At 68.1% G+C, this 19200-nt stretch carries 21 protein-coding genes; 13 read left to right on the forward strand and 8 right to left on the reverse strand.

Annotation, left to right across the window (positions count from 1 at the left end; genetic code table 11):
- Positions 1-255: 255 nt before the first annotated feature.
- Both FHR38_RS14240 and FHR38_RS14245 read left to right on the forward strand, forming a co-directional pair.
- Positions 256-834: a hypothetical protein gene (locus tag FHR38_RS14240; protein ID WP_221449018.1), complete on the forward strand. Its 579-nt coding sequence runs from the start codon at positions 256-258 to the stop codon at positions 832-834.
- 438 nt (positions 835-1272) lie between these two features.
- Positions 1273-1812: a GNAT family N-acetyltransferase gene (locus tag FHR38_RS14245; RefSeq protein ID WP_184535126.1), complete on the forward strand. Its 540-nt coding sequence runs from the start codon at positions 1273-1275 to the stop codon at positions 1810-1812.
- A gap of 216 nt (positions 1813-2028) precedes the next feature.
- Here the strand turns inward: FHR38_RS14245 and FHR38_RS14250 are convergent, their stop codons facing one another.
- The gene (locus FHR38_RS14250; RefSeq protein WP_184535127.1) at positions 2029-2670 is read right to left on the reverse strand and encodes a hypothetical protein; all 642 of its coding nucleotides are present in this window, start codon (positions 2668-2670) and stop codon (positions 2029-2031) included.
- 527 nt (positions 2671-3197) lie between these two features.
- Between FHR38_RS14250 and FHR38_RS14255 the strand changes: the two genes are divergently transcribed.
- Complete coding sequence (locus FHR38_RS14255; RefSeq protein WP_312882131.1) at positions 3198-4724, forward strand: MFS transporter; 1527 nt, start codon at positions 3198-3200, stop codon at positions 4722-4724.
- Positions 4725-4771: 47 nt separating this feature from the next.
- Entirely contained in the window at positions 4772-5338 is a 567-nt protein-coding gene (locus tag FHR38_RS14260; protein ID WP_184535128.1) for a TetR/AcrR family transcriptional regulator, read from the forward strand.
- A gap of 274 nt (positions 5339-5612) precedes the next feature.
- Here the strand turns inward: FHR38_RS14260 and FHR38_RS14265 are convergent, their stop codons facing one another.
- On the reverse strand, positions 5613-5975 hold the full coding sequence (locus tag FHR38_RS14265) for a DUF899 family protein (RefSeq protein WP_184535129.1): 363 nt from the start codon (positions 5973-5975) through the stop codon (positions 5613-5615).
- A gap of 295 nt (positions 5976-6270) precedes the next feature.
- Here FHR38_RS14265 and FHR38_RS14270 point away from each other — a divergent pair, with 295 nt between their 5' ends.
- Positions 6271-6765: a DinB family protein gene (locus tag FHR38_RS14270; protein WP_184535130.1), complete on the forward strand. Its 495-nt coding sequence runs from the start codon at positions 6271-6273 to the stop codon at positions 6763-6765.
- Between the two features lie 144 nt (positions 6766-6909).
- Here the strand turns inward: FHR38_RS14270 and FHR38_RS14275 are convergent, their stop codons facing one another.
- Positions 6910-8586 carry an FAD-dependent monooxygenase gene (locus tag FHR38_RS14275; protein WP_184535131.1) on the reverse strand — a complete coding sequence of 559 codons (1677 nt, stop codon included), beginning with the start codon at positions 8584-8586 and terminating at the stop codon, positions 6910-6912.
- Between the two features lie 52 nt (positions 8587-8638).
- On the opposite strand from FHR38_RS14275, the gene FHR38_RS14280 reads away from it, so the two are divergent.
- Positions 8639-9295, forward strand: coding sequence for a TetR/AcrR family transcriptional regulator (locus FHR38_RS14280; RefSeq protein WP_184535132.1), 657 nt, complete (start codon positions 8639-8641; stop codon positions 9293-9295).
- A 65-nt stretch (positions 9296-9360) separates the two neighbouring features.
- Positions 9361-10779, forward strand: a complete 1419-nt coding sequence (locus tag FHR38_RS14285) for an MFS transporter (protein ID WP_184535133.1) — start codon at positions 9361-9363, stop codon at positions 10777-10779.
- 42 nt (positions 10780-10821) lie between these two features.
- Here the strand turns inward: FHR38_RS14285 and FHR38_RS14290 are convergent, their stop codons facing one another.
- Together FHR38_RS14290 and FHR38_RS14295 are read right to left on the reverse strand one after the other, a co-directional pair.
- Complete coding sequence (locus FHR38_RS14290; RefSeq protein ID WP_184535134.1) at positions 10822-11403, reverse strand: TetR/AcrR family transcriptional regulator; 582 nt, start codon at positions 11401-11403, stop codon at positions 10822-10824.
- A complete protein-coding gene (locus tag FHR38_RS14295; RefSeq protein ID WP_184535135.1) occupies positions 11396-12202 on the reverse strand; it encodes an alpha/beta fold hydrolase in 807 nt (268 codons plus the stop codon). Before FHR38_RS14295 ends, FHR38_RS14290 begins: the two co-directional genes overlap by 8 nt.
- A gap of 136 nt (positions 12203-12338) precedes the next feature.
- Between FHR38_RS14295 and FHR38_RS14300 the strand changes: the two genes are divergently transcribed.
- A complete protein-coding gene (locus tag FHR38_RS14300) occupies positions 12339-12494 on the forward strand; it encodes a hypothetical protein (protein ID WP_184535136.1) in 156 nt (51 codons plus the stop codon).
- A 76-nt stretch (positions 12495-12570) separates the two neighbouring features.
- Positions 12571-13128, forward strand: a complete 558-nt coding sequence (locus FHR38_RS14305; RefSeq protein WP_184539663.1) for a YbaK/EbsC family protein — start codon at positions 12571-12573, stop codon at positions 13126-13128.
- Between the two features lie 164 nt (positions 13129-13292).
- On the opposite strand, the gene FHR38_RS14310 is transcribed toward FHR38_RS14305, so the two are convergent.
- On the reverse strand, positions 13293-13931 hold the full coding sequence (locus tag FHR38_RS14310) for a DsbA family oxidoreductase (RefSeq protein WP_184535137.1): 639 nt from the start codon (positions 13929-13931) through the stop codon (positions 13293-13295).
- A gap of 21 nt (positions 13932-13952) precedes the next feature.
- A complete protein-coding gene (locus FHR38_RS14315) occupies positions 13953-14372 on the reverse strand; it encodes a SufE family protein (protein ID WP_376771404.1) in 420 nt (139 codons plus the stop codon).
- A gap of 166 nt (positions 14373-14538) precedes the next feature.
- Here FHR38_RS14315 and FHR38_RS14320 point away from each other — a divergent pair, with 166 nt between their 5' ends.
- The 4 genes from FHR38_RS14320 (at position 14539) to FHR38_RS14335 (ending at position 17748) form a co-directional block, all read left to right on the forward strand.
- Complete coding sequence (locus FHR38_RS14320) at positions 14539-15162, forward strand: dTDP-4-dehydrorhamnose 3,5-epimerase family protein (RefSeq protein ID WP_184535138.1); 624 nt, start codon at positions 14539-14541, stop codon at positions 15160-15162.
- Between the two features lie 176 nt (positions 15163-15338).
- Positions 15339-16106: an SGNH/GDSL hydrolase family protein gene (locus FHR38_RS14325; RefSeq protein ID WP_184535139.1), complete on the forward strand. Its 768-nt coding sequence runs from the start codon at positions 15339-15341 to the stop codon at positions 16104-16106.
- A gap of 51 nt (positions 16107-16157) precedes the next feature.
- Positions 16158-17060 carry a sulfurtransferase gene (locus tag FHR38_RS14330; RefSeq protein WP_184535140.1) on the forward strand — a complete coding sequence of 301 codons (903 nt, stop codon included), beginning with the start codon at positions 16158-16160 and terminating at the stop codon, positions 17058-17060.
- A 115-nt stretch (positions 17061-17175) separates the two neighbouring features.
- A complete protein-coding gene (locus tag FHR38_RS14335) occupies positions 17176-17748 on the forward strand; it encodes a VanZ family protein (RefSeq protein ID WP_184535141.1) in 573 nt (190 codons plus the stop codon).
- Positions 17749-17772: 24 nt separating this feature from the next.
- Here the strand turns inward: FHR38_RS14335 and FHR38_RS14340 are convergent, their stop codons facing one another.
- Positions 17773-19074, reverse strand: coding sequence for an MFS transporter (locus FHR38_RS14340; protein ID WP_184535142.1), 1302 nt, complete (start codon positions 19072-19074; stop codon positions 17773-17775).
- Between the last annotated feature and the right edge of the window lie 126 nt (positions 19075-19200).

A 19200-nucleotide genomic window follows, 5' to 3' on the forward strand; every position in this document is an offset into this window, starting at 1 on the left:
ACGGCCCAGACAACTTCCGCAGCTGCCGATGCCACCCGACCCCGCCTAGCATCGCCTGATGAGTGATGTGCCGCCGGTCCCCGTCACGATCCAGCAGGACTGCAACGGTCCTGGCGATGCCTGGCTACTTCCCCGATTGCAGATGCGGCTGCGACCAGTCGATGCGCCCATCCACGCTCCGCAAGCTAAGCTGGGCGGCCAACCCGTGTGCTCGGGCCGCCTACCTGGCCGGTGTCTCGCAGCCTGGGAACGCCCATGATGTTCGTCGGCCAGATCCCCATCCCCGGTGAACCAGTGACTCTCGCCTACCTGTTCGTCACCGACGACCCTCAGTGCATGGCCGAGACTTTCGATGCTGAGGCCGGCGAGAACGCCCTCCTGGTTCAACCCAGCGGCCGCATCCCGCCCCTTATCGTTACGACAGACAGGGGTACCGGTCCGTCCCTGTGGCGACGGGGCATGACATGGGACGAGCATGTACGCGTTGAATACGCCGTGGACTTGGTCCCCCCGGACCCAGCCGCCGAGGCAACTCTGGATGCGGATATCGCACGCCAAGAGGCCGAGCGGGCAGGCGTACTGCTGGACCTTCCGGAAGCCGTTGACGTACACACCAGCGCTCTTCCGCCCTGCAGCTACGTCGGGGGCAAGGCCCACCTATGGCAGTCCGATCTCCAGGGAGTACCGGCCGACTGGCGGTTTCACTTCCAACTTGACGGTGGAGAAGGCCACGGATCCGATGCCCCCTACGCCCTCAACTTCGGTGGAGGGACCGGATACGGTTTCCTCTCTCCGGACCTCCGCGAAGGCCGCTTCTTCTGGGACTGCGTCTGACGCGTAACGGCATTTGCCACCAGGTGCCCCGCGATCTTGTTAAGCATCTGGTGGGACGCGACTGTCAGGCATGTCCCGAGACGCGACACAGGCAAATGAACTCGTCCTACTCATGGATTTCTTGCCGATCGAGGTCGTACAGCTTTCGCTCGACCACCCGGTCCATGTCCGTCAACTCGGTGCTCGACAGGTCGGCACACACCGCCGTAGTTGTGCCAGAAACCGATCCATCCAGGCTTCGAGGCTGCCGTTGTCAACCATCGGCCGCAACAGCTAAGTGCTTGGCACCATGACATTTTGCCGGGCAGCGAAGGCGTTCGGGAGGTTGGCATTGACGCGTACGTGGCGTCGTCAGCGCGTCGGAGTCTGCACGCCGCGCGGTCCGGATGTCCGGTAAATCCGGTCGTGGATCTTCGCCTTGGCTGTTAGCGTCGCGCCATGTTCGTCACCGACCGGGTCCGACTGCGCCCGCCCACGCCCGACGACGCGTCGAACATGTTCCGCCTGTCGGGTGATCCTGACCTGCACCTGATCACAGACGACGAGCCGTTCTTGCCGCGCCACGTCGGCCAAGTCCGGGCCCGGCTGGAGAAACAGGTCACCGAGCCGCCCGATGGCCAGACGGCGGTGTCGCTGCTGGCCGAGACGGTGGCCGACGGCACCTTCCTCGGTAGCGGCGTGCTGTGGGGGATCAATGCCTTCAGTCGGTACGCCCACCTCGGGATCTCGCTGGTACCCGAGGCGCGTGGCCAGGGGTACGGGACCGAGGTGATCCGGCTGCTCTGCCGGTACGGCTTTCGCAACCGCAACCTGCGCCGCCTGGAACTGGAGACGCTCGCCAGTAACACGGCCATGCGGCGGACTGCGGAGACGTGTGGCTTCACGCACGAAGGCACCCAGCGGGACCGCGAGTACGACGGCGATGGCTTCGTAGACCTGGTGATCTACGGTCTGCTCCGGCGTGACTGGACGCCGTAGGGCGTTCCAGCGGTCACCCAGCCAGGGCGGAGCGGCGACGTTGCCAGTGCAGGTCATTTTGCTTCTTGACGACTTCCGCCTCCGACCTGGCCTAACATTTCGCTTCCGCTTGTTGTCCGCCCGGCCCAGATCGATGGCAGCCGCCCAGACGCCCAGACGCCGGGCTGCAGGCTCGGCGTACGAAGCAGGGCAGATCTCGCCACGCGTGCTGGCTCGCTAGCCGAAGAGCCGTTGAGCCCAGTACAGCTGACCGTCGGGCCCCATGCTGATGAAGGCGACCAGCAGGTCCGATATGGCCACCGGAGCTGTAGCAATCATGGGCGTAGCCTGCTGCAGCCGCTTCGCCTCGGGAAAGATGCCGACGAACGTCACCGGCGTCGCATCGGCTGCCGCTACGGAGATGGAACTGCCGGCGTTCATCCACCCGCCGTCGACCTCTTGGCCGACAATGCCGTCCAGCCAGGGATAGCGGTCGGCCGCTTTGCGCAGGTATCCGTGTGACCCAATGCCAACGCCGTCTTGACGGGGCGACGCGACCCCGAACGCCGTGGGCTTGACGTGGGTGCGCTTGTCCAGAACGACAATCCAGAACATGCCGCCTTCCTGCGGCTCGGCAGGCGGCTGCCAGGTAACCCGGCCCAACACCAGTTGGTCGCCCTCGTCCGCATGTGGCGCGTTCACTCGTCCCAGTGCAGCCGAGACGGCCTCATTGCCGACGAACTCCAACGTCACGGTGGCGGCTAGGACCTCCGGCCCGTAAGGCACCCGGTTGTGCCACCACCGCCACCCCCCGACGGCGGAGAGGCTGACCACCAGCATCAGCAGGGCCAGGCCCGTCCGTATCCGCCGCCGTTCCATAGACAGAAGTACAACATGCTTCGATAGCTGGAGTCATGAGCTGAGCTGCCGAGGTAGCCGGTGGCCCGATGCGCTCAGTGTCCCGGCGTTGACCACATGCGAGGCCGTAACGATCGCCAGGGGTGGCCAGCCGTCGGCGGGGTCGGGTCGATCGCTGCCGCGCCGCTACGCGGCCGCTTGCACGCTCATGAGCTGACCAATCCGATCTCCAGTCTTGGTTGGACCTGTGTTGGCGGGACGCGTGCTGCCCGGCTTGACCGAGGAGGCAGCGGCGCTCGACCTTGCTGGTGGCGAGTCCTGCCGCGGAGTGGAAGTGCTCGTGTGCTTGCTCTTCTTCGCCGAGGTAGTCAAGGAAATGAGCACGTACGGCGTGGGCCCGCCCCGCGCGACGGCGGGATCCCCGGTCAGCTGGTTGTCGTGGTCGAGGTCATCGAGCAAAGCCCTCGTCTTACCTCACCTTATTAGTTGTACGATAGTTCTAATTGAACTATCGTACAACTGCTTGTAGGTCGAACGAGGAGAAACTGGTGAGCGGACGGGCTACTGCACCTGCGGACGCACGGGCGTGGGCGGGGATGGCGCTATTGGCGCTGCCCACGTTTTTGCTGGGACTGGACGTGACGGTGCTGTACCTGGTGCTGCCGGCCATGGCGGCCGACCTCGGGCCGTCGGCAACGCAGACGCTGTGGATCATGGACGCCTATGGCTTCTTGCTGGCCGGGTTCCTCGTCACGATGGGCACTCTGGGGGACCGTGTCGGGCGGCGTCGGTTGCTGATGCTCGGGATCGCTGCGTTCGCGGCGGTCTCGGTGGTCGCGGCGTTCGCGCTGAGCGCGGAGCTGCTGATCGCTGCGCGTGCCCTGCTGGGGATTGCTGGTGCGACGCTGATGCCGTCCACGCTGTCGCTGATCTCGAATATGTTTCCCGACCCGCAGCATCGGGCGGTGGCGATCGGAGTGTGGGCCACGATGTTCGCCGCCGGGATGGCGGCCGGGCCGATCGTCGGCGGTGTGCTGGTCGACCGCTTCTGGTGGGGTGCTGCGTTCCTGGTCGCGGTGCCGATCGCTGCGATCGTGCTGCTGCTGGGGCGGGTGCTGCTGCCGGAGTACGCGGACCCGCGTGCTGGTCGGCTCGACCTGACCAGCGTGACCTTGTCGCTGGCGGTGATCCTTCCGATTGTTTATGCCATCAAGCACGCTGCCGCCGAGGGCTTCGATGTCAGCGCCATCATCGCCGTGGTGGTGGGGGTGATCGCCGGCGCGGTGTTCTGGCACCGGCAATCCCGCCTGGCAGACCCGCTGCTGGATGTCTCCCTGTTCAAGAACCGGGCATTCAGCGTCGCGCTGACCGTGCTGCTGGTCGGACTCGTAGGGATGGGCGGCACCATGTACCTCGTCACGCAGTATCTGCAACTGGTGGAAGGGTTGAGTCCGTTCGTGGCGGGCCTGTGGATGGGGCCGCCGGCGCTGGCGATGTTCGCCGCCGGCATCGGCGCGCCCGTGCTTGCCCGGCGCATCCGGCCGGGCTACGTCATGGGCGGCACACTGGGCGTTTCACTGATCGGCTATGTCATGTTGGCTACCGCTGGTCTGGACGACGAGCTGCCTGTGGCCGCGGGGTTCGCCTTCGTTTACCTCGGCCTGGGCGCGATCGCCGCCCTGGGCACCGACATCGTGGTCGGCGCCGCACCGGCAGCGAAGTCCGGTTCGGCGGCCTCGCTGTCCGAGACCGTCCAAGAACTCGGCATCGCCATCGGCGTTGCCATCCTGGGAAGCCTGACCACCGCCATCTACCGCACCCACCTGACCGTGCCAGCCGGCCTGCCGGAAGGAGAAGCAACGGCGCTGACCGACAGCCTCAGCAGTACTGTCGCGATCGCCGACGACCTCCCGCCCGGTGCACTGGTCGATGCCCAGCTCGCCTTTACCACGGGGCTGAACGTCGCCTCGGTGGTTGCCGGGCTCGCGATCGCCGCCGCCACCATGCTGTGCCTGCGCATGCTGCGCCACGTGCCCCAGCTCGGACGGACGCAGCACATCGGCTCCGACGTTTGAACGATGGTCCGACTATCCTTGGGGATAGCAGTCGTGAGGAGGTGGAGATGACCGACAGGGACGACCCCGAACACACCGACGGACGCTTCGCCCGCGGCGCGAGACGCCGCGCCGAGATCATCGAGGCCACCCTGGCAGTTGTCACCCGTGACGGCGCTGCGGGCGTCACCCACCGCACCGTCGCCAAGCAGGCCGGCATCACCACGTCCTTGAGCACTTACTACTTTGCAACCCTCGACGACCTGCTCATCGCCGCCCTGACCAGCGTCGCCGACGCCTACACCGCCCGCATCCGCGAGATTATCGACACCTCTGGCGACAAGCTCGCCGGCCTGGCCGAACTCATCGCCCAGACCGCTGGCGCGGGCCGTGAGCGTGCGCTGGCCGAACGAGAACTCGCCACCCTCGCAGCCCGCAGGCCCGCACTGCGACCCGTGGCACGCCGGTGGCGAGAGAACATCGCAGAACTCTCCGCCACCCTCACCGACGACCCCGTCGCCATCGCCGGAGTGGTCGCTGCCTCCGACGGACTCTGCACCGCCATACTCCTCGACAACGGACCCGCCGACCCGGAGCATCTTCGCGCCGTCCTGCAACGAGCACTCCACAACTGATCATCTCGACGCGCGGCGCTTTGGCCGGTTTAGTGGGGGCCACGCCTTCGTCAGTAGCCCCGGTCTCGTCGTCACCCTTCAGAGCGACCCCTGAAGATCGCCGGCGGAGCCGTCACCCGGGGCGATGTCCAGGAGTTCGCAGGCGATCACCGTCATGACATACGACACGTGGTCCGTGTTCCTGCTAGTTCCGAAGAAGCAGCTCTAGCCCGCCCACTCGTGGGCACCTGCTCGGCGGATCACGGCAGATGTCACGATGGCCCCTTCTCGAACCTCACACGAGGTCGGGCGTGGCGCCTTCCGTCGGGCGCGGAGGCGCCGCATGGTGTGCGCACTGGTCAGCCTTGGCGCCGTAACGGTCTTGCAGCCGCATCCAGGAGTAGGTCGGCTCCTGCGGCCACCCTTCGGGGGAGTCCTCCCAGGACTCCTGTCGTCCGTAGGGGGTGAAATCGAGAAGGTCGAAGACGAGCATGAACGGCTCTTCCCCCCGAGCAAACGTCGACCACGAATGAAATATCCGGTCGCGGCGTCGAATGAAGACGCTGATCGCCTGCTGCTCCTCGCCGTCCTGCGTGGCACCGAAGTCCTCGTTGAAGGTCATCCCTCCGGAAGACACCCACGGCAGTTTCCAGCCCATCCGTGTGCGAACGGGGGCAGGGTCACCGCGATCGCATAGCCGATCGCAGTGGCGGTCACCGAGGTCAGGGCGGAGGCTGTGAGTAGAAGCGCCCAATCCGAGGAGAATCGGATGGCTGACGCCGCAGACGGGGCGAAGACGACGGACGCTGTGTGCCAAGACGGCTCGCTCGACGGGCGCGGATTGGCTCGCGCATACTACGAAGAACTCGTGCGCCTGCTCTCAGATGCGGCAGCAGTCCTGGGCCGGACTACTCAGACGACGTCCGCGTCTGCCTCACGCGTAGGTTTGGGACATGCTTGAGTCCCAACGCGAAGCCGTGCCACGCAACGACGGTGGCGAGCTCGACACCGCCCTCGCCTTCCTGTCCTTTGCTCGTTCATGCGTCCTGAAGAAGGTCGCGGGCCTGAGCGAGGAGCAGCTTCGGCGACGGCTGGTCGTCTCCGACACCACACTGCTGGGCCTGGTCCAGCACTTGACCGACGCGGAACGGTACTGGTTCGGTTACACGGTTGCCGGTGACCCTCGCTATGCCGACGTCGACTTCGACATGATGGTCGATCCGGACCGCTCCCCGGACCAGATCCTCGACGGCTATCGGGCTGCCATCGCCGAGAGTGACGCCCACATCATTGCTGCCGCTGGCCCCGACGTTCTCACTGCGCAGCCGGTCGGTGACTCGCTTCGTACGCTTCGCTGGGTGCTCGCCCACATGACGAACGAGACCACCCGGCATGCCGGTCACGCCGACATCCTGCGGGAGCTTGTCGACGGTGCCACCGGCCGGTAAGAGCCTGTGGATCGGCTCTGGGGGGGTAAGCCGGTACGCGAGGCCCAGCGTCAGCTGGCCGTACCACCGAAGGTACGGCCAGCTGACTCAACCGACAGGGTCGCCTTCTCCTTACTTGGTGAGTGGCCGATCGGGGAGTAGGTCTCAGGAACCGGAGGTGTGGCCGAGGACCTGGGCGAAGACATGGTCGAGGGTGCCGTCGGCATCGTCGGCCAATGAGTGCGAGCGCCAGGCGACATAGCCATCCGGGCGTACCAGTACGGCCCCCGTCGGTTCGATGTCGTACTCGGTGAGGAAGACGTTGTCGTCGTCCTCGATGCCGGGGGCACCGATGGTGAATGATGCCAGCGGTACGCCGTACCGGCGGACGGCCTGGCGTGCGCTGGAGTGCCAGGTCGCGCCCTTGCTGCCGGTCAGCAGGGTGAACGCGGGACCGAACAGGTCCAGGATGGAGAGCTGGTTCTCACCTCGCCCCAACCAGACGTGCGGAGCACGACTTCCAGGAGTGGCGCTCGGGCGGTAGTCGGCGTAGGAGTCGTCGACCTCGGGCGGGAGGGTGCCGTCCGGAACGACCGCGGTGGAGGCGTATCCGGTGCCGAACTCGACGCCGAGGTGGTTTCCGTACCGGTGGGACGCCTGGATGACCTCAGCCGGACTGAGCTGTTGCTGCATTCCATAGAAGGAAACCGAGACCTGCATGACGTTGAAGAAGTTGGCCAGCGACTGTTGGATTGTCGTCTTCGTGGGCGGCCGGCGCTCGGCGTCGTAGGTTTCCAGCAGTGACCAGTCGGCGATGCCGCGGATGCACAGGGCCAGTTTCCACATGGCGTTGTGCATGCCCTGTAGGCCCGTGTTGACGCCGAGGCCGCCGGTCGGCGGGAACTGGTGGGCGGCGTCGCCGCAGAGCACGACCCGGCCCATGACGAGTCGGTCGGCGATGGTCGCGTTCATCTGCCAACGCCCGATGGTGAGTATCTCCACGTCAAGATCCTCGATACCGGAGCCGGCCCGGATCCATTCGGTACACGCCTCGGCGTCGTGTTTCTCGGCCTCCCAGTCGTCACGGGGGACGGGTATCTGGCACAGCCAGCGGCCTCGGGCGTCCAGGGGCTGGAAGATCCCGGTGGCTCGGGGGCCGGCGACGTAGAGCAGGACGCCGTGCCGGTCCCCGAGGTGGGCTTCCAGGTCGGCCCGGAAGTAGCAGTTGACGAATTGGTGGACGGCTTCCGCGCCGTCGAGGGCGAGGCCCAGTTGCGTACGTACGAGGCTGTCCGTGCCATCGGCGGCGACAAGAGCACTGCCAGCGATGGTGTAGCTGTCCCCGGCCGGGTCGACCACCTCCAGGGACGCTTCGGTGTGCTCGGGCAACCATCCGGAGAGCACGCGAGTGACCCGGTGACCGAACCGTAGCTCCACGAGGCCGGTGGCGAGCGCGGCGTCCCACATGATTCGCTCGACCAGATCCTGGGAGGACATCACGGGCTGGGCGGGGCTGATCTCCGGTCCCGGGCCGAGGAAACCGTGGGTTTCGATCTGTCCCAGTTCGGTGCCGGTGAGGGTGTCGAAGAACCGGATCGGACTCTTCCATCCCGGCGGGGTGTCGATGCCACGAAGGCGCTGGTAGGTCGCGTTGCCCCAGCCACGGGCGATCTCCATGGTGCGGGTGTTGAGGTTACGGGTCTTCGGGTGCCAGGACGTTTCCGTGCGTTGTTCAAGGACGACGGAACGGATGCCGAAGCGGGCCAGTTCGAGGGCGGCGGCGAGACCGACAGGGCCACCACCGAGTACGAGGACGGGAGAGGTGGGAGAGATCTGCGTCACGGCAAAATGGTAATCGCACTACCATTACTGTCAATGGCTACGCTGAAGTTCCATGAAGGAGTTGCGGGTCAACCAGCCCCGTCAGGCGCGCAGCCGCGCCACGATGGAGCGCATCCTGTCTGCCGTCGAGCAACTGTTGGCCGAAAAGCCCTTCGACCAGATCACCATTGCCGAGATCTCCGCGCGGTCGTCGAGCGCGCCCACCGCCGTCTACGCACGCTTCTCCGACAAGATGGCCGTGCTGCTGGCTGTCCACGAGCGGTTCCGGGAGCGGACGGTCAGCAAGATCTTTGCCGCGATCGAGGACCCGGACCGGAAGAGCCTGCCGTTTGACGAGTTCCTGTTCTACGTGGCCAGGGAGATGGTCACGCTCTACCGGGACAACCGTCGACTGCTACGCAGTGTGCTGCTCGCCGACAACGCCGTGATGTACGCCCACGCGGCCGAGTTGGCGACCTCGTTGTCCATCGCGATCGCCGGACGGATGGCACCCTGCGTCACCGAGGAACAACGTCCCCGTGCCGAGCGCGACCTCGACTTCGCGATCCGTACGGCACTGGCCCTGGTGCAGCAGGAACTCATCTTCGGCGCGCAGCGGACCACCCGGTTCGACTACTCGGCAGAGGAGGTGCTGGAGCGCGTCATCCAGCTTCTGATGGGCGCCCTCGAACCCTATCTGGCAGCGGGGACGGCCGCACCGCAACGGTGAGACGTGGCTTACCTTGAGCAGCCGCCGCTTGACTTCAACCCCGGTTCACATCGGAGGCTCTTCCGGTGTCGACCGAACTGTCGTCGCCGCCGCAGGAGTCACCGAAGCGGCCGGCCGACGCCCCACGATCCCCGTCAGTGCCGGGACTCTTCACCGGCCGGTTCCGTGCACTGACGGTGGGTGCCGTGGCGCTGGTCTCGCTGTCGGCGTTCGAGGCGCTCGCCGTGGCGACCGCGATGCCGAGTGTGGCCCGCGCCCTGGACGGACTGGCGTTGTACGCCCTCGCCTTCGGTGGGCCCTTCGCGTCGGGCGTACTCGGCATGGTCGTCTCGGGCATCTGGAGCGACGCCCGGGGCCCGAGTGCGCCAATCCGACATGGCGTCTTCTGGTTCGTGGTCGGCCTGCTGATCGCCGGCAGTGCGCAGAGCATGGGACTGATCGTGCTCGGTCGTGCCGTACAGGGCTTCGGTTCGGCTCTGTTCTCCGTGGCGCTGTACGTCATGGTCGCGCACGCGTACCCGGAGGAGTTGCACCGACGCATCTTCGCGGCCTTCGCGGCGGCCTGGGTGGTGCCGTCGTTGGTCGGCCCGGCTATCGCCGGCCTGATCGTCCAGTACGTCGGTTGGCGCTGGGTGTTCCTGGCGGTGCCGCTCCTGGCGGTGCCCGCACTGGCGCTGATCCAGCCTGCGCTGCGGCGACTCGACGGGGCGACCACCAACAGGCCGGTGGCTCCCGGTTCGGCCCGACGCATCGGCTGGGCGTTCGGGGCGGCGGCGAGTGCCGCGCTGTTGCACTACGGGGGGCAACAGCGCGGCCCGCTGGCCGTGGCCCTGCTCGCGGCGGCGCTCGTCGGGCTCGGTGTCTGCGTACCCCGGTTGCTGCCGGCCGGCTTCCTGCGGATCCGGCGCGGACTGCCGACGGTGATCGCCATACGTGGCCTCGCCTCGGCGGCGTTCGTCGGCGCGGAGGTCTTCATTCCGCTGTTGTTGTCCCGGGAACGCGGTCTCTCCCCGGCAGCGGCGGGCTTCGCCCTCATGGCGGGCGCACTGTCCTGGTCCGCCGGTTCGGCGGCACAGAGTCGGTTGCAAGAGCCGAGGCTACGTGCTGCCCTGCCTCGGGTCGGCATGCTACTTATCGCACTCGGGATCGGATTCGTGGCGACCGCCGTCTGGCATTCGGTGCCGGTTCTCGTCGGCGTCCTGGCCTGGGGCGTGGCGGGCCTGGGAATGGGCCTGGTCTTTCCCACCCTCTCCGTCCTGACGCTCGAACTGTCCGCCCCTGGCGAGCAGGGCCGTAACAGTTCCGCACTGCAGTTGGGGGACTCGCTCTTCTCCGCCACGGTCCTCGCGCTCAGCGGGGCGCTGCTCGCCGCGACGGCGGTGCCGGGTCCGTCGACCTATCTCGCCGGGTTCGCGGTTGCCGCCGTACTCGCGCTGTCCGGAGCGGCGATCTCGGGACGGGTCCGTCCGGGCACCGGCGCGTAGCCCCGTACCGGTTCGCCGCCTGCCCCACCGGTGAGGCGTACGTCAGTCCCGCTGCGCCTGCGGCCAGGCGGCGAACGCCTGGTCGAGTACGGAGATCAACCGCTCGTACGAGCGGTCGACGTCCTGGGGCAGTCCGAAGCCACCGGCCGCCTCCAGCGAGACGAAGCCGTGCAGGGCGCTGCGCAGCGACCGGGTGGCGTCCACCAGTTGGTCGGCGGTGAGGCCGTATCCGGCGAGAACGGCGTAGACGATCCGGACCGCCCGGTCACTGGCGGCGAGGTACGCGGTGTCGTCGCTGGATGCCGCCGATCGGAGGGTGGCCGCGTAGCTACCCGGATGGTTGCTGGCGTAGGTCCGGTAGGCGCTGGCCAGGTGTTGCAACGCGATCGACCCGGATCGCCCCACCGTCGCCTCGCTGAGATGATCGGACAGCTCGTCGAGGGCCCGAATGGCGAGCAGACGGTGCAGGTCGTCGAGACCCCGGACGTGCTTGTAGAGGCTGGGTAACGCCACCCCGAGCCGTTGGGCGACAGCGGCCAGGGTGAGCCGGTCGAGGCCGCCCTCGTCGGCGAGCTGGGCGGCTTCGGCGACGACCCGCGCGGGCGTCAGGCCGGCCCTAGCCACGGTCGTAGACCTTGTTGAGGAAGGAGACCAGCACCGGGTTGACCACCTCGGGATATTCCGCCATCGGGTAGTGACCGGAGTGGGGCACCATGAGCAGTTCGCCGTTGAGACGTTCGGCGACGAATCGTGCCTCGGCCGTCGGGTCGGGGAAGTCGCTGTCCTTCTCACCCATCACCACCAGCGTGGGCGCGATGACCTGACCCAGCCGCTCCTCAGCCGGCCGGTGGCTGGTCCGCGTGATCTTGATGAACGAGCGCCAGTGGTCACCCCGACGCATGCTCTCCCGAATGCGGGCCAGATGTGCTGCCTGGTCGGCGGGCGGGCGACCGGGGTAGAGCTTGCGGTAGTAGGTCTGCCAGGCGGCGGGCCCCCAGGGCTTGAGGAGTAGCAGCCGGAGCAGGAGGGGCATCAGCGGGTTGCTCTGTGGGTCGCGGACGAACGGCCCCATCAGCGCGAGACCGGCGACCTTGGCCGGGTCCTCCGCGGCGGCCCAGACCGAGGCACCGGCTCCCATCGACTGTCCGATGACAAATGCCCGACCGCCGAGGTGTTCGATCAGTGCCAGCACGTCGCTGCCCACGGCCACGTCGTCGTAGCGGCTGAAGCCGTCGTCGCTGTCGCCGTGTCCGCGCAGGTCCATGGTTGCCACGCGGTAGCCCGCCTCGACCAGGGCGGGGACGGTGAACCGGTAGGCCGAACGTAGATCACCCATGCCGGGCACGGCCACCACGAGCGGGCCCTCGCCGTGCACCTCGTAGGCGATCCGTCCGTCGTCCCGCATCAAATAGCTAGTTGTCATAGCTAAAAAGCTAACCGTATTAGCTTTGTTCGTCAAGCGCGCTACCAGCCCCGACCCGATGGCCGCGCGTCTCTAACGGGCGATTTGGGGGCAGGCGAGAGATTTTCCGGTCCGTTGTCGCCCTACAGTGGGCGGCATGGTTGATGTCTTCTTCGTGTTGGTTTTGTACATTTTTGGCTTCGTCCTTCTGTACGGGGTCGTCCGGCTGGCCGTGAAGCACGCCATCGAGGACGCCACGCACCGACAACATCGGAGGGCCCTACCGGAGGAGATCTTCTTCCCCGGCGGCTGATCCGCGTGCGGCAGGCGGGTGACGGTGCGGGTCGGTCGAGAGGCGACCGTTCACCGGTGCGAGGATCGGCAGCGTGATCGGAACCCTGCGCGCCGAACCCGCCCGCACCCGCCCCGACCTGCTAGCCCCACCCGTGGTCGCCCTACTCGGGGGCTGGCCGGCCGACACCCCGGTGCAGGTCGATGAGGTGCTGGTCGCCCCGATCGACGCCGAACTCGCCGACACGGCGGCCTTCTGTGCGGCGTACGACGTCGGGCTCGACGCTGCCGCCAACTGTGTCGTGGTCTCCGGCAAGCGAGACGGGGTGCCCCGGTACGCCGCCTGCGTCGTGCTGGCCACCACCCGGGTCGACGTGAACGGGGTGGCGCGCCGGCAGCTCGACGTACGCAAGGCGAGCTTCGCGCCGATGGTTGAGGCGGTGGAACTGACCGGGATGGAGTACGGCGGAATCACCCCGATCGGGCTGCCCGAACAGTGGCCGATCCTGGTCGACTCGCGAGTGGTCGACGTGCCGTACGTGATCGTCGGTTCCGGGGTGCGGCGCAGCAAGGTCGTCATACCTGGACGGGCCCTGGCCGCACTGCCGAGCGCCCAGGTGATCGAAGGGTTGGCGAAGTCGGCTGCCTCGGCCTGAGTCGAGGCAGCCGACGGGAAACCGAGACGGTCGACACTGCCTGAGGCGGTCGACGGCACCCGCCGAAACTAGCGGGTGCCGTCGATGTTGTTGCACGTGAAACCAACCGCAGGTGACTACGCGTCGCTTGTCGGTCTCCGTGGGTGCTGCGGGTCCGCCGCCCGCTATGCGTTGCTGTTCGCCTCCCGCTGGGCCACCTCGGCAAGTGCGGCGCGCAACACGTCCGGCTCCTGCGCGCCGGTGACGGCGTACTTCCCGGCGAGGACGAAGGTCGGCACGCTCGTCACGCCCAACTCGCGGGCGGTGGCCAGCGCCGTGCGTACCTCGGGCTCCCCGTCGGTGGAGTCGAGGAACTGGCGTACCTCGGTTTCGTCGAGGCCGACCCCGGCGCCGATGGTGGCGAGTGCGTCCCGTGATCCGATGTCCACACCGTCGGTGAAGTAGGCGCGATAGAGCCCTTCGACGGTCTCGGCCGCGTAACCACGCGAGTCGGCCAACCGCACAAGCCGGTGGGCGTCGAAGGTGTTCGCCGTCACCGCCCGGTCGAACCGTAGTTCCAGGCCATCCCTGGCGGCGACGCCGGTGGTGTGAGCAAGCATCTGCTCGGCCTTCTCGGCGCCACCGAACTTCTCGGCGAGCGACTCGACCAGCGGTCGAGGCTCGGGGACCGGTGACGGGTCAAGCTGGAATGGCCGGAACCCGACCGTCACGTCACCCTCGAAGGATTCAAGGGCGCGCTCCAACCGGTGCTTTCCGATGTAGCACCACGGGCAGACCACGTCGGCGTAGACCTCAATCTCCATGACCGAAGACAACATCGCGGATCAGGCGATCTGTTCCCGTACCTGGCGCTTGAGTCGGGCCAGAATGGCGGTGCCACCGCGTACCCGCAGCGGGCTGATCGCCTCGGCGAGGCCCATCCGCTGGTAAAGATCGTCGGGTACGGCCAGCACCTCGTCGGCGCTCGCGCCCGCCAGCCCTTCGGCCAGAATGCCAGCGAACGCCCGGGTGGTGGGTGCCTCGGGCGGGCAGTCGAACCAGGTGGTGACCGTACGGTCCGGCGCCACCTCGGCCCGCAGGAAGAACACCGTCTGGCACTCCGGCACCTGCTCCATTCCGGCCCGGTCGGCCAGGGCGGCGGGCAGCGGCGGGACGCTGTCGGCGAATTCCAGCAACATCTCCAGTACGACGTCTCGCGGAGCGGACGCGAACTCCTCGACGATCTCGGCGAGTTTCGGTGGCATGAGGCCCAGGCTACCGGTGTTAGGGCGGGCCCTTGACCGGCTGAAAGCGACAAGAAGGGGGCCCTTCCTTGCCTGGGGATGGGAGGTGGGTGGGCGGTATCGTTTGCGGTTGCCGCACACGCGAGAAGGTGATTCTGCGGTTGCCGCACACGCGAGAGGTGAACAGGTGAAGGCCACGGAACTGTCGATCTCCGGCGCATGGGAGTTTCTTCCGCAGCAGTTTCCCGACGATCGCGGCAACTTCGCCGTCTGGTACGACGCTGCCGCCTTCGCCGACGCCCTCGGCTTCGAGTTGACTGTCGCGCAGACCAACCACAGCGTCTCCCGGCGGGGTGTGGTCCGGGGCGTGCACTGGGCGGACGTGCCCATCGGGCAGGGCAAGTACGTCTACTGCCCGCAGGGTGCGCTGCTGGACTTCATCGTCGACCTGCGGGTCGGTTCACCGACGTTCGGGCAGCACGAGGTCGTACGGCTGGACCCCGTCGACTTCCGGGCGGTCTATCTGTCGGAGGGCCTGGGCCACGCCTTCGTCGCACTCGAAGACGACACGGTGATGAGCTATCTCTGCTCGGCCCGCTACGCGCCCACCCGGGAGCGGATCGTCAACGCCCTCGACGAGGACCTGGCGCTGCCGATTCCTTCCGACACCACACCGATCCTCTCCGAGCGCGACGCCAACGGGCCGGGGCTGATCGAACTGCGGGACGCGGGGCTGCTGCCGTCGTATGACGACTGCCAGCAGCTCTACCAGTTGCTGCGCAACGGTCAGCGGCCCCAACTGGACGGCTGAAGCTGACAGCCCAACTGGACGGCTGAAGCTGACAGTGTGGGGCCGCCACGAATAGGCGGTGCGGATGTCGGCGTCGCCACTTCCGTACCGGCCCAGGGGACGACCGGCGATGGGTGGCTGACACACTCCGACGGATTCTGGTGACGAGGTCGGGAAGTAAGGGCAAGGAGGCGCGGGTGCGCTGGCGCAGCTTCGTGGCGGTCGGGGACAGCTTCACCGAGGGAATGAACGACGCGTACCCGGACGGCACCTATCGAGGGTGGGCAGACCTGGTCGCGACGCGGCTGGCCGTCGAGGCCGGACCGGAGTTCGGGTACGCCAACCTCGCCATCCGGGGGCGGCTCTTTCCCAACGTCGTGGCCGAGCAGGTGCCGGCCGCGCTGGCCATGCGCCCCGACCTGATCAGTTTCGCCGCCGGCGGCAACGACGTGTTGCGCCGCAACTTCGACGCGAACACGCTGGTCGAGCGTTTCGACGGGGTGATCGGTGAGCTGCGGGCGACCGGTGCCGACGTACTGATCTTCCGGTTCGCCGACGTGATGGCGCGGCTGCCCGGCCAGCGGCTGGTCGCCCCCCGCGTCACGCTGTTGAACCGGATGGTGGGCGAAACTGCCGAGCGGCACGGCGCGATGCTGGTGGACCTGTACGCCGACGACGAGTTCCTCAATCCGGTGCTGTGGAGTGCGGACCGGTTGCACCTGTCGCCCGCCGGGCACCGGCGGGTCGCCGCGCACGTGTTGAGTGCGTTGGGGCTGGCGCCGGACGAGCAGTGGCTGGTCGTACCGCCCCGGCCCGCGCCGACGCCGTGGCTGGCGGCACGCGGTGCCGACCTGCGGTGGGCTGGGCAGCACCTGGCACCGTGGATCAAGCGGCGGATGACCGGCCGGTCCTCCGGCGACACGGTGACCGCCAAGCGGCCGGTGCTGACCCCGTTCACCGACTGAGCGGGTTCAGGTTCGGGAAGCGGGGCGGGTCGGACGGCGTACGGTGGGCTGATGGCAGTGCCGAACGATCCCGCGCCCGACCTACAGGCGTACGCCGATCCGCAGCGGCTGGTGACCACCGAATGGCTCGCCGCCAACCTCGACACGGACGGCCTGGTCGTCGTGGAGTCGGACGAGGACGTGTTGCTCTACGACACCGGGCACATCCCCGGCGCGGTCAAGGTCGACTGGCATCTCGAACTCAACGACCAGGTGACCCGGGACTACCTACACCCGACGGACTTCGCCGAGCTGTGCTCCGCCAAGGGCATCGACCCGGACGACACGATCGTCTTCTACGGCGACAACTTCAACTGGTGGGCAACGTACGCGTTCTGGGTCTTCTCCCTCTTCGGCCACGCGGACCTGCGGCTGCTCGACGGTGGCCGGCAGAAGTGGGTGGCCGAGGGGCGGGAGTTGACCCGGGACCGGCCCACCCGACCCCGGACCGACTACCCGGTCCCGGACCGTGACGACGCGCCGATCCGGGCCTTTCGCGACCAGGTGATGGCGCACATCGCGGCCGGCCGTCCGCTGGTGGACGTCCGGTCCCCCGCCGAGTACACCGGCGACATGCTGCACATGCCGGACTATCCGCAGGAGGGCGCACTACGTGGCGGTCATGTGCCGGGTGCGGTGAACGTGCCGTGGAAGTCGGCCGCCAACCCCGACGGTACGTTCAAGCGCCCCGACGAACTACGCGTGATCTACGCCGACGAGCAGGGGCTGACCCCCGCCGACGACGTGATCGCCTACTGCCGGATCGGCGAGCGGTCCAGCCACACCTGGTTCGTCCTGCACCACCTGCTCGGCTATCCGCAGGTACGTAACTACGACGGATCCTGGACCGAGTGGGGCAACCTGGTCCGCGCCCCGGTGGTGCGGGGCGACCAGCCCGGCGGGCTGCCCCGATGACCACCGCAGGGTCCTGGCTGGAGGGTTACCCGGTCGTCGTCCGCACCTGACCGCTGCACGGTCCGTGTGCCTGACCGCTGGATGGTCCCGGGACGCTGATCGATAGCCTGCGGGGATGGTTCAGGTGTGGCGGGACTGGGGTGGCGTCGTACTGGTTTCGTTGGCCGGTCTGCCGCTGGCGGCCCTGATCGCCTTCCTGCTGGTCCGGCGGCGCATCGCCCGCTCGATGCCGGTACGGCAGGCGTGGTGGCGCAGCGTCGCCGAGGTGGGCATGGTGGTCGGCACCCTGCCCTGGGTGTGGATGATCCTGACCCCGCTGGACGCGCCCCGCCTGGTACACCTGATCCCGTTGCGCGACCTGTACCTCCAGGTGACCACCACCTCGCCCACGTTCGTGGCGGTGCAGGCCGGCGGCAACCTGCTGGTCTTCGCCGCACTGGGTTTCTTTGCGCCGATCCGGTTTCCCGCCCTGGCCGGGGTGGGGCGTCTCCTCGCCCTCGGCGCCGCCGGGTCGATCGTGGTGGAGACCCTTCAGTTCACGCTCGACATCGGGCGGGTGACCTCTGTGGACGATGTGCTGATCAACGCCGTCGGAGCGGCGCTCGCCGGGCTGCTGTCCCGGCCGTGGTGGGCGTCGGGAGCGCCGGTTCCGGCCAGCGTCGCCCCCGTACGCGCTGAGGCGGGCTAGTCGATCTACACGCGTCAGGTCGGGTTACCCGACCTGATCCGGCGGGACGGGGCGGCTCAGCGTCCGCCACGATCCGAGGGTGGCGAGGGCGAGGACGGCGGTTGCGGCGTAGACGACCACGGGCAGCCCGTACGCCTGCGCGGCGAAGCCGCCCAGCGCCGCGCCGACCGGGGCGGTGAGCAGGCCGACGGTCCGCTGCGCGCTGCCCACCCGACCGAGCAGTTCGGCCGGTACGTTGCGTTGGCCGTACGCCGCCCACAACGCGTTCCACATTGCCGTACCGGCGGAGAAGACGGCCAGCGCCGCAGCCCCCGGGATCGGGTGACGGGAGAACGCGAGCCCGGCCAGCGCCAGGGTCTGCCCAGCCAGCACCCAGCGCAGCCCGGCGAGGGTGCCGAACCGTCGGGCCAGCCGGCCGGCTCCGAGTGCACCGAGCAGCGTGCCGACGACTGCGGCGGCCATGAACACGCCGTAGCCCGCCTCGGTGACGCCGAGTACGTCGAGTGCGTACAGCACCAGCACCGCGATCATGGCGCTGATGGCGAGGTTGGTGACCGCAGTCAATCCGGTGATCACGCGTAGCGTGGGCTCCTGCCTAATCCAGCGCAGCCCGTCGCCGGCTTCCCGCCACAGACTCCGCCCGCCGGGCTTCGCCATGCTGCCGGGCTTCGCCATGCTGCCGGGCGACCGGCCCGCCGCTTTGCTGAGGCCCGGTGAGGCGGGCCGCAGGGTCAGGGCCAGCAGGGCGGCGACGGCGAAGGAGACCGCGTCGACGGCGAACGGCAGCGCTGCGGCGATCGCGAAGAGCACCCCGGCGGCGGGTGCACCGACGAACCCGCGGGCCAATGCCGTACCGGCCTGCAACCGCCCGTTCGCCAGCGCCAACCGGTCGGCGGGCACCACTGCGGGCAGCATCGCGAAGGCGGAGGCGTCGAAGAACGTACCGAGGGTGGCCAGGAGGAAGGCACATCCGGCGAGTACGGCGATGCTTGCCTGCCCGGTGGCCACCAGCACCGCGAATCCGGCGACCAGGAGCGCCCGCAGCCCGTCCACCAACGCCATGGTGCGTCGACGGTCCCACCGGTCGGCGTACACCCCGCCGATCAGACCGAACAGCAGCGGCGGTAGTTGACCGGCGACGACCACGGCCGCGATCGTCCGGGGGTCACGGCTCAACGTGGCGGCGAGTAGGGCGAGCGCCGGGGTGCGCAGCGCATCCCCAAGTTGGGAGAGTACCGCTGCCGACCAGAGTCGCCAGAAGGCACCGCCGAGCCGACCGGAGCTTTGCCCGGTCTCCGGGGCTACCGCCGCAGTTGTGTCCGTCATGCCTGCTTCCTCCCATCCGCCGTCGCCCGAATGGGCGGCTGGCCACGGGGTGTGACGCTGGGGGGTGGAGCAGGTCGAGGGTCAAGTCGTCGGTCCGAACCGCGCCAGGGAAATCGGGGCGGCGGA

The organism is Micromonospora polyrhachis, from assembly GCF_014203835.1.
Taxonomy (GTDB): Bacteria; Actinomycetota; Actinomycetes; order Mycobacteriales; family Micromonosporaceae; genus Micromonospora_H; species Micromonospora_H polyrhachis.

Coding starts and splice junctions, on each gene's coding strand:
- FHR38_RS14240 (WP_221449018.1), top strand. CDS start 256: ATGATGTTCGTCGGCCAGATCCCCATCCCCGGTGAACCAGTGACTCTC.
- FHR38_RS14245 (WP_184535126.1), top strand. CDS start 1,273: ATGTTCGTCACCGACCGGGTCCGACTGCGCCCGCCCACGCCCGACGAC.
- FHR38_RS14250 (WP_184535127.1), bottom strand. CDS start 2,670: ATGGAACGGCGGCGGATACGGACGGGCCTGGCCCTGCTGATGCTGGTG.
- FHR38_RS14260 (WP_184535128.1), top strand. CDS start 4,772: ATGACCGACAGGGACGACCCCGAACACACCGACGGACGCTTCGCCCGC.
- FHR38_RS14265 (WP_184535129.1), bottom strand. CDS start 5,975: ATGGGCTGGAAACTGCCGTGGGTGTCTTCCGGAGGGATGACCTTCAAC.
- FHR38_RS14270 (WP_184535130.1), top strand. CDS start 6,271: ATGCTTGAGTCCCAACGCGAAGCCGTGCCACGCAACGACGGTGGCGAG.
- FHR38_RS14280 (WP_184535132.1), top strand. CDS start 8,639: ATGAAGGAGTTGCGGGTCAACCAGCCCCGTCAGGCGCGCAGCCGCGCC.
- FHR38_RS14295 (WP_184535135.1), bottom strand. CDS start 12,202: ATGACAACTAGCTATTTGATGCGGGACGACGGACGGATCGCCTACGAG.
- FHR38_RS14300 (WP_184535136.1), top strand. CDS start 12,339: ATGGTTGATGTCTTCTTCGTGTTGGTTTTGTACATTTTTGGCTTCGTC.
- FHR38_RS14310 (WP_184535137.1), bottom strand. CDS start 13,931: ATGGAGATTGAGGTCTACGCCGACGTGGTCTGCCCGTGGTGCTACATC.
- FHR38_RS14315 (WP_376771404.1), bottom strand. CDS start 14,372: ATGCCACCGAAACTCGCCGAGATCGTCGAGGAGTTCGCGTCCGCTCCG.
- FHR38_RS14330 (WP_184535140.1), top strand. CDS start 16,158: ATGGCAGTGCCGAACGATCCCGCGCCCGACCTACAGGCGTACGCCGAT.
- FHR38_RS14335 (WP_184535141.1), top strand. CDS start 17,176: ATGGTTCAGGTGTGGCGGGACTGGGGTGGCGTCGTACTGGTTTCGTTG.
- FHR38_RS14340 (WP_184535142.1), bottom strand. CDS start 19,074: ATGACGGACACAACTGCGGCGGTAGCCCCGGAGACCGGGCAAAGCTCC.